At 61.2% G+C, this 13392-nt stretch carries 11 protein-coding genes; 1 reads left to right on the top strand and 10 read right to left on the bottom strand.

Annotation, left to right across the window (positions count from 1 at the left end; genetic code table 11):
• Positions 1-32: 32 nt before the first annotated feature.
• The 10 genes from feoB to C4334_RS00470 all read right to left on the bottom strand — a co-directional run bounded on the left by feoB (position 33) and on the right by C4334_RS00470 (position 11511).
• Positions 33-2198 carry a ferrous iron transport protein B gene (feoB, locus tag C4334_RS00515; RefSeq protein ID WP_352430115.1) on the bottom strand — a complete coding sequence of 722 codons (2166 nt, stop codon included), beginning with the start codon at positions 2196-2198 and terminating at the stop codon, positions 33-35.
• A 33-nt stretch (positions 2199-2231) separates the two neighbouring features.
• Positions 2232-2498 (bottom strand): FeoA family protein, encoded by a 267-nt coding sequence (locus C4334_RS00510; RefSeq protein ID WP_352430114.1) that lies wholly within the window; start codon positions 2496-2498, stop codon positions 2232-2234.
• 829 nt (positions 2499-3327) lie between these two features.
• A complete protein-coding gene (locus tag C4334_RS00505) occupies positions 3328-3930 on the bottom strand; it encodes a DJ-1/PfpI family protein (protein WP_352430113.1) in 603 nt (200 codons plus the stop codon).
• 221 nt (positions 3931-4151) lie between these two features.
• Positions 4152-5210: a DNA polymerase III subunit gene (locus C4334_RS00500; protein ID WP_352430112.1), complete on the bottom strand. Its 1059-nt coding sequence runs from the start codon at positions 5208-5210 to the stop codon at positions 4152-4154.
• 139 nt (positions 5211-5349) lie between these two features.
• On the bottom strand, positions 5350-6018 hold the full coding sequence (tmk, locus tag C4334_RS00495) for a dTMP kinase (RefSeq protein ID WP_352430111.1): 669 nt from the start codon (positions 6016-6018) through the stop codon (positions 5350-5352).
• On the bottom strand, positions 6015-6320 hold the full coding sequence (hfq, locus tag C4334_RS00490) for an RNA chaperone Hfq (protein ID WP_352430110.1): 306 nt from the start codon (positions 6318-6320) through the stop codon (positions 6015-6017). The genes tmk and hfq overlap by 4 nt, the downstream gene beginning before the upstream one ends.
• A gap of 220 nt (positions 6321-6540) precedes the next feature.
• Entirely contained in the window at positions 6541-7509 is a 969-nt protein-coding gene (gene miaA, locus C4334_RS00485) for a tRNA (adenosine(37)-N6)-dimethylallyltransferase MiaA (protein ID WP_352430109.1), read from the bottom strand.
• A gap of 446 nt (positions 7510-7955) precedes the next feature.
• Positions 7956-9353, bottom strand: a complete 1398-nt coding sequence (gene chrA, locus C4334_RS00480) for a chromate efflux transporter (protein ID WP_352430108.1) — start codon at positions 9351-9353, stop codon at positions 7956-7958.
• Positions 9350-10489 (bottom strand): serine hydrolase domain-containing protein, encoded by a 1140-nt coding sequence (locus tag C4334_RS00475; RefSeq protein WP_352430107.1) that lies wholly within the window; start codon positions 10487-10489, stop codon positions 9350-9352. Before C4334_RS00475 ends, chrA begins: the two co-directional genes overlap by 4 nt.
• Before the next feature lie 41 nt (positions 10490-10530).
• Positions 10531-11511: a Gfo/Idh/MocA family oxidoreductase gene (locus tag C4334_RS00470; protein WP_352430106.1), complete on the bottom strand. Its 981-nt coding sequence runs from the start codon at positions 11509-11511 to the stop codon at positions 10531-10533.
• Positions 11512-11672: 161 nt separating this feature from the next.
• Between C4334_RS00470 and C4334_RS00465 the strand changes: the two genes are divergently transcribed.
• Positions 11673-13283 (top strand): ArnT family glycosyltransferase, encoded by a 1611-nt coding sequence (locus C4334_RS00465; RefSeq protein WP_352430105.1) that lies wholly within the window; start codon positions 11673-11675, stop codon positions 13281-13283.
• Positions 13284-13392: the final 109 nt, after the last annotated feature.

The raw sequence follows: 13392 nt of genomic DNA, 5'->3' as shown, positions 1-13392 counted from the left end.
AACCGAAAACCGATCCCCGAAAACAGCTTCGATCAGTTGAAGCCGAGCAGTCGTCCGCCTTGGTAGGTCACCAAAGAGGCGATGTAGGCCACCAAAGTCATGTAGAGCACCATGAAGATGGGCCAGCGCCACGAATTGGTCTCACGGCGGACGATCGCCACGGTCGACATGCATTGGCACGCGAGCACAAAGAAGACCATCATGGAAACAGCGACCAGCGGCGTCCATGCTGGGCGCCCATCGGAGCGGGTCGCGTTGCGGATCGCTTCGATCAACGACGGCGAAGAAGCGTCAGCTTCCGTCCCAACATTGTAAACGATGCTCAACGTCGAGACCAACGTCTCGCGCGCCGCAAAGGACGAGATCAAGCCGATGCCCATTTGCCAATCGAAGCCGAGCGGTGCGATCACGGGTTCGATTAAGTGGCCCAACCGACCGGCGAGACTCTGTTTGAGTTGTTCGCTTGCCAGCATCCTTTCGCGCATCGCCGCGTCTGCGGAAGCGATGTTCGCCGTCCTCATGAATCCTTCCCGATCCAAGCGCGGGAAATTGGCCAGCGCCCAAAGGATGATGGAGATGGCGAGGATAACCGTGCCGGCACGACGGATGAAGAGCCAAGCGCGCGACCAGATGGTTTGCAGCACTGTCAGCGGATTGGGCCAGCGATAGGGCGGTAGCTCCATGATCAGCGGCGGCGTCGGGCCGCGCAAAATGGTTCGCTTGAAGATCGAGGCGGCGCAGATGGCGACCATGATTCCGAGCAGGTACATCGCCATAATGAGCAGCGCGCCGACCGAAAGGAAACCGAAGACCGTGCGATCGCTGAAGAAGGCGGCGATCATCAACGTGTAAACGGGAAGGCGCGCCGAACAGCTCATAAAAGGCGCGATCAGAATGGTCGTCAGCCGATCCTTTGGATTCTCGATCGTTCGCGTCGCCATGATGCCCGGAATGGCACAAGCGAACGAGCTGAGCAGCGGAACGAACGCTTTGCCGTGCAACCCGACGCCGCGCATCAAGCGATCCATGATGAAGGCCGCGCGCGACATATAGCCGCTATCTTCGAGCAGCGTGATGAAAAGGAAAAGAAGCGTGATTTGCGGTAAAAAGACGAGCACGCCGCCCACTCCGGCGATGATGCCATCGGCTAAAAGATCCGTGAAGAGACCGGGCGGAAGCCACTCGTGCGTCTTTTGCGCGAGCGTGCCGAAGGCTCCGTCGATCAGATCCATCGGGACTTGCGCCCAAGCGAAGATGGTCTGAAAGACGAAAACCATGATGGCCAATAGGATGAAAGGCCCGAAGAAGCGGTGCGTGACGATGCGGTCAATGGCGGTCGTCGCATCGCGCGTTGTCGCGGCGACGCGCTCGACTTCGGCCACCACGCGCTCAATGAACGCATAACGCGCCAGCATCGGCGCTTGCCACCAGTTCGGATCGCGCTCTTGTAGCCGACGACGCGCTGCTTCCACCCTTTCGCGATGAGTCGCATCATGCGTCAGTTCTTCGCCGAACAGCGCTTCCAGCGCTGCGCGATGTGCGTGCGGCGTCGCGTCTTCGCGCAACGCTTCGAGTTCGCGCTCGACATCGGGCGGAAGCTTCCATCTCGGAGCAGTGCCCGAAAATTCTTGCGCGGCGCGTACGACGCAGTGGGCCAGTTCATCCAAGCCCCGTCGTTGCGGCGCGACCACCGGCACCACCGGCGCGCCGAGGAGCTGCGCAAGGCGCGCGGCATCTATCTCTACGCCGCGGCGCTCAGCCATGTCCATCATGGTGAGCGCGATGACCACCGGACGCCCGAACTCCAGCAGTTGCGTCACCAGATAGAGGTTGCGCGCCAGATTGGTCGCATCCACCACGGCGATGATCACGTCGGGCGGGGCGAGTCCGGAGACTTGGCCGGTCAATACGTCGCGCGCGATCTTTTCGTCTATGGACGAGGCTTCGAGGCTGTAGAGTCCAGGAAGGTCGATCAGACGCGCCGCCGGAAGATCGTCCGAAAGATGCCAGATCCCTTCTTTGCGTTCCACCGTCACGCCGGGATAGTTCGCTACCTTTTGCTTGAGGCCGGTCAGCGCATTGAACAGACTGGTCTTCCCCGCGTTCGGATTGCCCGCAATGGCGATCACAAGCGGGCGCGCTTGCCGCGCGCGTTGGGTGCCCTTGGCTTTTTCCGGCGATTCGAGTACGGTGCTCATTCGCAAAGGGGATCAAACGGCTCGCGGCGCGCTTTACGTTTCGAGCGCACAGGCGATGACACGCGCATCGGCGCGCCGCACGGCCAAGTGACAGCTACGAACGCGAATCTCTAATGGATCGCCTAACGGCGCTTGACGAACGACCGTCACGGGCGCGCCCGGAACCAATCCCATCTCCATCATGCGGCGGGGGACGGCGCTTGCGCCGCCGATGGCGACAATACGTGCCGAGCTGCCGATGGGCAGTTCGGCCAGCGACAGCGAGTCGTTCGAATCGTTTTTGGTTTTCGGTCGTTTCATGCAGCAGGAAGAGTATAGAACGATTTGAAAACCGATTTCAATTTCAGCGCAGCGACGGAACACCACTCTCTCCTTTCCGAGACGGCGGCGGCAAACGAATTCCTCTCCCGAAAGCATGGGGTCAGCTCGCCCGCTCGCCCGTTTCCCGGGCGAAACGCGCGACGCACGAAACGAGCTCCATCTGCCGCTTGCAAAGCCTTCGGCCAAGGCTTGCGCGAATACGATCGCCTATACAGCGGCCCGAAAAAGGATGATCGCAAAAATCCGACGCCGCGCATAAAACTCATGAGGGTTATTCGTCAAAGCGACCATCTCCTTTCTGGCTATGCTGACGACGATAAGCGCATGGATCTCGTGATCGGTTGGCGTCGAAGCGACCGTTTCCCGCGCGTCTTCTGTACGCGCCACCCATCTTGGCCTTCGGCGGAGCGTTTCCAATCGCAGTCGGCAAAAGCGAACGGCGCAGCCTTCGCGCTGCAACGGCTTTGTGCGATCGTTGGCGAGTTTCGCCGCTCTTTGCCCACCTCGATTGCTATCCGTTTGCGATGACGCGGTGCGATCGTTTGCAAAAGCATCGGCGAAAGAGGCGACCCGCGTTGGTGTCGCCTCTTCGTTCGTAGGTATTTCAGCCTCGGCTTGGTGCCGCTTTCGTTTGTCGCTTAGTACGCGCTCGTTGCGCCAAAGGCGTCTTCAGAATTCGTTTCGCGCGGGCACCTACACGGGTTGCGGCGCGGAACGCAGCGAAAGGGTTGCGCCAAAGGCGTCTTCAGCAGAATTCGTTTCGCGCCCGTTGCGAGCGCGTGCCGCCTCGATCTTCGGATCGCAGACGTCACGCTGCGGCACCAGCCGATTCTTCATGGGTGATCCTTGTGCCGAGCAGCGCGAGGAACTGGCGCAACCATTCGACGTGCGCCGTCCAAGCTGGGCCGGTGACGAGATTGTCGTCTGTGATGGCTTCGGTGAAGCCTATCTGTTTGTACTCACCGCCGGCGGCAACGACTTCCGGTCCAACTGCGGGATAAGCGGAGATCTTCCGTCCTTGGACGACGCCTGCGGCTGTAAGCACCTGCGCGCCGTGGCAGATGGCCGCGATCGGTTTACGCGCTTGCGCAAAGTGGCGCACGATGTCAAGCAGGCGTTGGTTCAAGCGGATGTACTCCGGCGCGCGTCCGCCGGGGATGACGAGCGCATCGTAGTTTTGCGGATCTATGTCGGCGAAGGTCGCGTTGAGCGCGAAGTCATGCCCGCGCTTTTCCGAGTAGGTCTGATCGCCTTCGAAGTCGTGAATCGCCGTTCTCACCTTGTCGCCCGCCTTCTTGTCAGGGCAGACAGCATGAACCTCGTGACCAGCGATCTGGAGCGCTTGAAACGGAACCATCACCTCGTAATCCTCGACGAAATCGCCGACGAGCATTAAGATCTTTTTCGGCATGGTTTGTACCTCCTAGCGACTGGATTTGACTCACTCATCATAACACCATCGCCAAACGTGACGAACTGGACAGATGCTCGTCGTGAAGGGCCGAAGCGAACGCGCGAAAAAAGGCTTGCGAGAGAATCGCGGATTCGTCTTTTTTGGGCGGACTCAAGGCCGTGAAGCATCATCAACTGACCGTGTGGTCAACTGATGTCGCATTTCGCAGTTTATCGCGCTCATAGGTGACGTGAAGCATCATTGATCGTGCGGTCAACCCTCGGCCATGGTGAGCAGCAACGCATCTGCCGCGACGCGGCGGTTGATGTTGACATCAAGGCGGCGGCGCACCTCTTCGACCTCCTTGATCCACCGCGTTGCGCGAGGGGCAGATATTTGTTGCGCGAGTTGGACCAAACGCGCCTGCAAGTCGCGGTTGACAATGCGCGCTTCAGTCGTACAGAGCAGCAGCCAAAGATCGCGCGCAAGCAGCGCGGGAGCCAGTCGAGCGTTGGTTCGAACTCCTCTTTGCGCGTGGCGTCGCTGAGTTCTTCGGCGAGGCGAAGCAGGCGCGCGCGATCACGCGCCGCTGCCGCTTCGATGATGGCGAGCGCGCGCTGCGCGTGCGCCCGTTCGCGTTCCCAATCGAGGCGCATAGCGCGGCCCCAACTGCCGCGCGCGATCTCTGCGATGGTGCGCGCTTCATGCATACCAACGCCCTTTTCGTCGGCTATGGCGGCAGCCAGTTCTTCTGTCGGAATGGGAGCGAAACGTACCTGCTGGCAGCGCGAAACCACGGTCGGCAGCAACGCTGCCGGTCGGTCAGTGATGAGCGCGATGTGCGTTGTCGTCGGCATCTCTTCCAGCGTTTTCAGCAGCGCGCCTGCGGCCGTGTCATTGAGCTTGTCCGCTTCATCGATAATGAAGAAGCGGACGAGCCCTTCGTACGGCGCGGAGTTAGCCTCGCGCGCCAGTTCGCGCGCTTGTTCGGCGACGATGTGGCGGCCCGCGGGCTGGATCAGGCCGACATCCGGGTGAGCGCTCCAGACGATCTGCTTGTCAACTTTCTCCTCGGTCGGCCAACGCATGATGCGTTCGCAGGCAGAGCATTCGTTGCATGCCTCGCCTGAAGGAGTACGCGCGCGGCAGTTGAGCGCGGCGGCGAGTTCGACGGCGAAAGCCTTTTTCCCGACGCCTTCTTCGCCGATGAAGATGAGCGCGTTTGCCACGCGCCCCTTGGTCAGCATACGGCGAAAGAGGTCTTTGACTTCGCGATTGCCTTTCAGTCGGTCGAACATTGGAGGGCGCGCCTCACCACCCCTTCACCTTTCGCAAGGGCGAAAGAGTCTCACTATCTCTTGATCTTTCGCAAGCGCGCGGCTGGAAGTTACGCGCGCAAGAGATTGCAAAACGGGCCGTTCTCTTGCCGCTCTCGCTTCATCCTATCGTTCGCGAGCGCGCTTCCACAAAGGGCAAGACGATCTCCATGATGCGGGCATGCGTCTCTTCCACCGAAGAGCTGGCATCAACGAGCCGCACGCGGTCCGGTTCGTTGGCGGCGATACGTTTGTATGCGTCGCGCACGCGCGCGTGAAACTCCATCTCCTCGCGCTCCAGGCGATCATCTTCGCGCTTCTCGCGTCTACAGCGCAAGCGCGCGTGCGCCATCGCCACCGGCACGTCGAGGATCAACGTCAGGTGCGGATTGAGACCATCGGTGCCGATGCGGACGACGTCGGCGACTAATTCAGGGGGAAAGAGTCGCCCAGCCCCTTGGTAAGCGACTGTGGAATCGGCGTAACGGTCCGACAGGACGATGTGACCGGTGGCGAGCGCCGGACGGACGAGCGTGCGCACGTGTTGCGCGCGGTCCGCGGCGTAAAGAAGGAGTTCGGCGAGCGGATCAACCTGTTCGTCGGCGTTGAGCAAAAGTTCTCGGAGCTTTGCGCCGAGCGGCGTGCCCCCGGGTTCGCGCGTCGTCACGAGGTTGTAGCCACGAAGCCGAAGATCGCTTGCGAGCAGGCGTAGTTGTGTGGATTTTCCGCTCCCGTCTATGCCTTCGAAAGTGATGAAGATCCCTTGATCCATCTGTTTTGCGCCGCTCATTCGTCGCCCGATTCCGGCGGCGAAGACGACGATGTGTGTTGGCTGCTCGTTTGCTGGGAAGTTTGCGGTTGGCGCTGTTCGCTCGGCCCGCGGCGCGCATGGACGATGTTTGAAATAGCGTGTTTGAAGACGAGGTGTTCCTGCGCGCCCGATTCGACGAGCACCGAGAATTTGTCGAAGCTCTTGATGCGCCCGGTCAGCTTCGCGCCGTTCATCAGGTGAACCGTCACAGTATCCTTCTCGCGGCGCGCCGTGTTGAGAAACGCATCTTGAACGTTTTGCGGTGCAGGTTTGTTGTCCACTCTTGTCTCCACGCACAAACTATGCAACAAAGAGCTTGTGCTTTACATTACAACAGCCCGCCCATCATGACAAGTAGGCGGTCCATGGCTACGGGCACCGCCGTCTTCAAGGCACCGGAGAGTCACGCCGGGAAGCATGAGCGGCCAAGCGTCGCCTGCAGAATGCCGCCCTCTTCAAAGCGCCGGAGATATCCCACTTTTGCGCCTCGACGCAGGCGAATCAAGCTGATGAAAGGAGTCTGAAGAGTCGCGCTGCCAGAAGCTCCTGCACGCGTGGATCGTCGCCGAAGCCGCGGATCCACTCGACACCCGGTTCACGTCGAAACCACGTCCACTGACGCTTAGCGTAGTGGCGCACGTCGAGTTTGGTCTGCGCGATGGCGCTCTCCAAGGTACGCTCGCCGCGCAAGTATTCAACGGCGCGGCGGTAGCCGTGCGCGCCGAGCGCGCTGGAAGTGGGCGGCACGCCCCGCGCGAGCAGTCTTCGGACCTCTTCGACCAACCCGGCGCGGAAGTGCTCCTCCGTGCGCCGGTCGATGCGTTCGTAGAGTTCGGCCCGCGGCGGATCGAGCGCGAAAATGCGTATGCGGCGAGCAAAAGGCGGCGGCGGCTGCCTTTCTCGTTGTTGCTCGGAGAAGCGACGACCGGTTTGGAAGATGACCTCGAGCGCGCGCGTGATGCGTGGCCAATCTCTCTGGCTGAGTCTAGCCGCTGCTTCTGGGTCGAGACGTCGGAGCATGCGATGCAGGTGTTCGGCTCCGCGGCGCTCTTTGATCTGCAGCAAGCGGCTTCTCAGCCGTTCATCGGTCGGCGGGCTTTCGAAGAACGGTTCGCGCAGCGCGCGCAGGTAGAAGCCTGTGCCCCCGACGAGAAAGGCCGTGCGCCCGCGCGCTTCGATCTCAATGATCTTCCCGCTCGCCGCGTGCGCCCAATCGGCAGCCGTAAAACGGACATCGGGCGGGACGAAATCGAGCAGGTGATGCGGCACGCCGCGCCGTTCGGCGGGCGGGACTTTGGCCGTCGCGACCTCGATGTCGCGGTAGACCTGCACAGAGTCGCAGTTGATGATCTCACCGTTGAACCGGAGCGCCATCTCGATGCCGAGCGCGCTTTTGCCCGAAGCCGTCGGTCCAACGATGGCGATGATCGGACGTCGCTCTGCGTTCAGTTCTTCGGAGAAAGCCGTCATCTCGCGTCGTTCGAAGTCGGCAAAAGAAAGGCTTCGCTCTTGGTGAAAAACCACGTCGCGCTGCCGAAGAGGGGAAGCGGCAGCGAAAACCTACGATGGGCTCTCCCGTGTCGCGTTTGCGAGAGCGGAAACGCTGCACGCTTCGCGAAGCAGAGAAGCAGCATGCTGCTCGAACTTTTCATGAATCCGTTCATCGAGCGCAGTCGTTCCGAAAAGCAAGCTGGCAACCGCCCAGAACTTGCTCCGCCGCCCCTTCAGTAGTCTAGGACGTAACGTAGCGCGAGGGCGAGCCCGATCAGGCAAAGCAAGATGAGCGCGCCTACGATTTGACGACGCGAAAAGATCACCGGGGAATTGTAGAGCATAGATTTGCGCGAGACCAACGAGACGGTGAGTGGAAACGGTTCGATTTGACTTTGGATTCGGCAGCGTTCGACGAAGATGAGCTAAAAGATGCTCTCCAACAAATAGCGCGCGAAACCGGCGACGATGTCGGCGACGACGATCCACACCGCTTCCGCTTTGAAACGAACCAGTGCGACCGTTGTTGCGGCGCTCAAAGCGAGGGCGAACCAGTCTGGCGCGGCAGCGAAGCCTCTGGGCCAGAGGACGGCGGTTCCGAAAACGAGGGCGAGGTTCAGTATGACGCCGACCACGGCAGCAGTGATGCCCGACAACGCGTCGGTCAGATGCCGATTCCGACGCAATCTTTCGATGTACGGCGCGCCTGAGAAGATGAAGATGAACGAAGGGAGGAAGGTGACGTAGGTCGTGATCGCTGCGCCGAGCGCTGCGCTCGCCGTCCGCCCTATGTCTTGCGGTTCGTTCCACGCGGCCATGAAGCCAACGAATTGAAGGACCATGATGAGCGGTCCGGGAGTGGTCTCCGCCAAGGCCAGCCCATCGATGGCTTGCGTCGGCGAGAGCCAGCCGTAGGTCGAAACCACCGTCTGCGTCGCGTAAGCGAGCGCGGCGTAGGCTCCGCCGAAAGTCACGAGCGCTGCTTTGGAGAAGAACAAGTACTCGGCGACGTGAAGGCTAGCCCAGCCGCGCCATTCGCCGAGCAGTGCGAGCGGAAAGATCCAAAGCGCTGCTCCCGCGCCGAGCGTGCGCACTAAATGCCCTCTTCCGCCGCCTCCTTGCGCTTGATCTTCTCGGTTCGTCGCAACGAGCGTGCTCGCCGGGTTTGCACCTTGAGGGACGTCGCCTTCTCGTCGGGCATTTCGTTTGCCGAGCAGAAGCAAGCCCGCGACGGCGGCACCGAGCACGATGAGAGGGAAAGGAACGCGAAAAAGGTGGATCGCAAAGAAACTGAGCGCCGCGATGACGAAATGCGCGCCGCCGTGCAACGCGCGTTTGCCGAGGCGCAGCACGGCTTCGACGACGATAGCGATGACGACTGCTTTGAGTCCGTAGAGCGCGCTGCTCACCGCTGGCAAATGTCCATAGGCCGCGTAGATGTACGAAAGGGCGAGCAAAATGAAGATCGAGGGAAGGAGGAAGAACGCGCCCGCTACAAGGCCGCCGCGCGTCCCGTGCAGGAGCCAGTCGATGTAAGTCGCAAGCTGTTGCGCTTCCGGCCCAGGCAACATCATGCAGTAGTTGAGCGCATGGAGGAAGCTCTGCTCATCGATCCACCGACGACGCTCGACGAGTTCACGGTGCATGATGGCGATCTGGCCGGCTGGTCCACCGAAAGAGATGAAACCTAGTTTGAACCAGAAGCGGAGAGCGGCGGCGAAAGAGATGCGTGATTTTGGTTCATTGGGCGATGCGGCATCTGTGCCACCTTGCGCTGCGGCACGGGACGAAACGCGTCGGTCGCGATCGGCGGTGCGGCTCATGCGTCCCTTTCCGAAGCGTCGAGCGCGGCGACGGCCAGCGAGTGAAAGCGACGGCGCACACCGTTGATGTTCGCAAAGGTTCTCGCGCGCACGTGCGTGCGGTTGGTCAAAAGCACGAAGATGCGCTCGCGTTGCGGATCGAGCCAACAGCTCGTGCCGGTGAAACCCGTGTGCCCGAAAGCGTCGGGCGGAAGGTCTGGTCCGGCGGTGGAATCGGGCGTCGCTGCGAGTTGCCACGCCAGCGACCGCGCTTCGTTGAGATCGGGTGTCATGTTGGTCCGGAAAAGCTCGCATGCGGCGGGCTGGAGCAACGTCGCGCTCGATGCGAGGAATTCCCGCGCCAGGCGCACCGTTTCATCAACTGAAGAGAAGAGTCCGGCATGGGCGCTCGCTCCGCCGAGAAAGCGGGCGTTTTCGTCATGAACCTCGCCCCAAATCACCCCTTCGCGCCAATTGTGGCGCGAGATCTTTGCTCCCAATTGACGACACATCTCGCGTTCATAGGTTGTCCCCTCCATCTCGCTCGCGGCGATTTCGGCGCGTAAGCTTTCGCTCGGGTTGAAGAGAGTGCGTTGCAAAGCGAGCGGCGCGAAGATCTCCTGATGGGCCGTTTCGCCGAACGGGCGGTCCGTGAGCCTTTCAATCAGAAAACCGAGCGCGATGAAGCCCAGATCGCTGTAGATGACGCGCTCGCCCGGAGCGCATTCGAGCGGTTGTTGCGCGATGACGTCGAGCGCTTTGTGCGGATCGCCTTCGGCGAGAAGGTAGAGCGGACGCCATGCCGGAAGCCCTGAAGCGTGCGTTACGAGATGGCGTATGGTGATCTTTCGCTTGTCCTCGCGGCGAAACGGCGGGAGGTAGTTCGCCACCTCATCGTCGAGACTGAATGCTTCTTTATCTAGCAGGCGCGCGATGAGCAGACCTGTGACCAAAGGCTTCGTGAGCGAAGCTAGATCGTAGATGGTCTTAAGCGTCGCCGTTCGCCTTTCCGGTTCGATGACGCTATCGCCGAGCGCATCGGCGAAGAGCGCGCATCCGCGTTGTGCGATAGCGTAAACGGCCGATGGGAAATCGCCCGCGGCGATGCGTTCGGCGAGAAAGCGCGAGATGTTCGGTTCGGGCCGAGGGTCGTTCATCGCTGGCGCGTCTTGTGCCGAGGCGGCTCAGCGGTTCGTTCTCAGTCGGTTCCGAGCGACACGCCGGCGCGCGCGGCGTGCGCGTGAATGCTTTCAAGCGCGCGAAGCGCCAGCGCCAGCGCCCGTCTGCCGTCGACTCCTGAAACGGGCGCGGGCAAGCGTCGTTCTGCCGCGTGGACGAAGGCTTCGATCTCAGCGCGCAGCGGCTCGACGTCCGCCACTTCAAGGTGTTTGGTGTTGACGCCGGGCCACATCCTCTCGGCGCTCGCTGGCGCGAGGTTGCTGATCGAGGCGCGGCGCGCGGCGTAGTCGACCGCGATGTAATCGTGTGGTTGAAAGAAGCGCATTTTGCGAATCTTCTCCGTTCCAACGCGCGAGGCGGTGATGTTGGCGACCGCTCCCGAAGCGAACTCAAGTCGCGCGTTGGCGGCGTCGATGCGGTTGGTGAGGATGGGAATGCCAACGGCGTGGATGGCCGTCACTTCCGTCTCTTCGCCGACGAGCCATTGCACGATATCCAGATCGTGAATCATCAGATCGAGCACGACGTCGATGTCGAGCGAACGCGCCGTGAACTGACCGACGCGATGAATCTCGAAATAGAGCGGTCCACGCACATGGGGGCGAAGCGCGACGAGCGCCGGATTGAAGCGTTCGAGGTGGCCGACCTGCAGCACGCTCCCGCCTCGTTCGGCAGCCGCGATCATGCGATCGGCCTCTTCAAGCGTGCGCGCGATCGGCTTTTCCACCAACACATGGATTCCGGCTTCGAGCAGCGGCACGGCGATTTCGCAATGAACTTCCGTCGGCACGGCCAAGCTGACGGCGTCAACGCGCCCGATGAGCTGACGCCAATCAGAGGTCCACTCGATTTCGCGTTCGCGTGCTGCCTGCTGCGCGATCTCGGTGCGAACGTCGCAGACGGCGACGAATCGCGTCTTGCCTTGGCCGGCAAGCGTTGCGTGAATGCGCGCGTGTTGACGCCCCAGATGACCGACACCGATGACCGCTGTTCTCAACATGATTCGACAAAGCTCGATGGTTTCGAGCAAAATTACCACGAAACCGGAAGAGGGAAAACCCGCGAGCGCGCAAATCGCACGGAACCAAGGCGGGTAACGACCTTTCCCGGCGGACGAACTTCGCCTTGTTGGGTGATCGGATTTTGCGAGCGAAAACGAACTTGCGCTTCTGGTTGACGCTGGCGGCGATCTGCGCCGTCTACTTCATCGGTCTGGGACGCATGCCGCTAGTCGGACCGGATGAGCCGCGCTACGCCCAAGTGGCGCGCGAGATGTACGTGCGCGGCGACTTCGTCACGCCGACGCTCGGTGGTCACACGTGGTTTGAAAAACCGGCGCTTCTTTACTGGTTGATGATCGGCGCTTATCGCCTTTACGGCGTTTCAGAGTTCGCCGCGCGCTTCGGATCAGCGCTCGCCGGAGTGTTCGCCGCCTTGATGATCTTCTGGCTCGGGCAGCGCATAGCGCGCGCAAGCGACGAAACCCTGAAAAGCGCAGGCGAATTTTCGGGCTTCGTTTTCGCCACAAGTCTAGGCGCCATCGTCTTTTCGCGCGGAGCCAGTTTCGACATGTTGCTGACCGCAACGGTCACGTTGGCGCTCGTCTCTTTCTTTCTCGCCGACCTCGAAGAGAGACGGCGTCTGCTCTATCTCGGTTGCTTCTACGTCGCTTTGGGGCTAGGTCTGCTCGCCAAGGGACTGGTCGGCATCGCCTTGCCGCTGGGGGTGATCTCCCTCTACTCGTTGATGCAAGGGCGACTGCTCGAAACGGCGCGTCGTTCGGGCTGGTGGTGGGGCGCGCCGCTCACGCTGGCTACCGCCGCTCTGTGGTACGGACCGGTGATCGCGCGTCACGGTTGGCTCTTCGTAGATGAATTTTTCTTGCAGCACCATTTCGCGCGTTACCTTTCGAACAAGTATCACCATCCGCAGCCTTTCTACTTCTACTTGCCTGTGATAGCGTTGCTGACTCTCCCGTGGACGCCCGTGCTCGTCTCCGCTCTGGTCGCTTTGCGCCGCACGGATCGTAGCACCGGCGATGTCGTTGATCGCGCCAAGTTGTTCGCTGCCTTCTGGTTGATCGTGCCCATCGCCTTCTTCTCTTTCTCCGGTTCCAAGCTCCCCGGATACGTCTTGCCCTCGTTGCCGGGGGCAGCCGTTCTCGTTGGCCTTCATCTGGCTGAAAGATCGCGGCGCGCCGATGGCGGACGTTGGATCGCTGTTGCGCTTGGCCTCCTTTTCATCGCACTAGGCGTTGGCGGAACCATCTACGCCGTGCGCGTGGAGCGAACGAGCTTTTTATGTGCCGGACTGGTCGCCGTCGTTTTGGTTTTGGTGGGGGTGCGTTCGCTGCTCGTGGCTCGATTTCGCTCGCTGGATGTTTGGTGGACGGGCGGAGCTGTGCTCGCTTCGATCTTTTTGATCTCCTTGTGCGCTGCTGAAAGCGTTGCGCTGCGCCATTCGACCCGCGATCTGCTGCGGCGCGCTGACGCGCTTGGCTTCGGTCAGGCTCCGATCCTCAACCTGCACACAGTGGAACGAACGGCTGAGTTCTACGGTGCGGGAAGAATCGTTTACGATGAACGCGGCGAACCGCTGAAACTCGAAGGGACTTTTCAAGTCGCTGACATCGCGGCTGCGCATGGCGGACCGGCGCTCGTCTTCGTTCCAACAGAGCATGCGCATCAGTTAAACGAGGACGCGCGCTTGCGGGCCGAGAAGATCGGCGACAACGGTCAGGTGGCGCTCTTCGTCGTGCGCGCGAAAAGATGAGCTTGCCCTCATCGCGCGGACGCAAGCGCTGACAGCCCCACCTCTCCGGCGCGCTCAGAAAGGTGGGATCCGTCGGCGGGAAAGATTCTGAACGCGCCTTGCATACGGG

The sequence above is a fragment of the Pyrinomonas sp. genome (genome assembly GCF_040289685.1).
In the GTDB taxonomy this organism is placed as follows: domain Bacteria; phylum Acidobacteriota; class Blastocatellia; order Pyrinomonadales; family Pyrinomonadaceae; genus Pyrinomonas.
The sequence above is the reverse complement of the archived record's forward strand: the minus strand, read 5'-3'. Positions and strand labels throughout refer to the sequence as shown.

What these genes read in the sequence shown, in the direction of transcription:
- feoB (WP_352430115.1), bottom strand. Translation starts at nt 2,198, where the DNA reads ATGAGCACCGTACTCGAATCGCCGGAAAAAGCCAAGGGCACCCAACGC.
- C4334_RS00510 (WP_352430114.1), bottom strand. Translation starts at nt 2,498, where the DNA reads ATGAAACGACCGAAAACCAAAAACGATTCGAACGACTCGCTGTCGCTG.
- C4334_RS00505 (WP_352430113.1), bottom strand. Translation starts at nt 3,930, where the DNA reads ATGCCGAAAAAGATCTTAATGCTCGTCGGCGATTTCGTCGAGGATTAC.
- C4334_RS00500 (WP_352430112.1), bottom strand. Translation starts at nt 5,210, where the DNA reads ATGTTCGACCGACTGAAAGGCAATCGCGAAGTCAAAGACCTCTTTCGC.
- tmk (WP_352430111.1), bottom strand. Translation starts at nt 6,018, where the DNA reads ATGAGCGGCGCAAAACAGATGGATCAAGGGATCTTCATCACTTTCGAA.
- miaA (WP_352430109.1), bottom strand. Translation starts at nt 7,509, where the DNA reads ATGACGGCTTTCTCCGAAGAACTGAACGCAGAGCGACGTCCGATCATC.
- chrA (WP_352430108.1), bottom strand. Translation starts at nt 9,353, where the DNA reads ATGAGCCGCACCGCCGATCGCGACCGACGCGTTTCGTCCCGTGCCGCA.
- C4334_RS00475 (WP_352430107.1), bottom strand. Translation starts at nt 10,489, where the DNA reads ATGAACGACCCTCGGCCCGAACCGAACATCTCGCGCTTTCTCGCCGAA.
- C4334_RS00470 (WP_352430106.1), bottom strand. Translation starts at nt 11,511, where the DNA reads ATGTTGAGAACAGCGGTCATCGGTGTCGGTCATCTGGGGCGTCAACAC.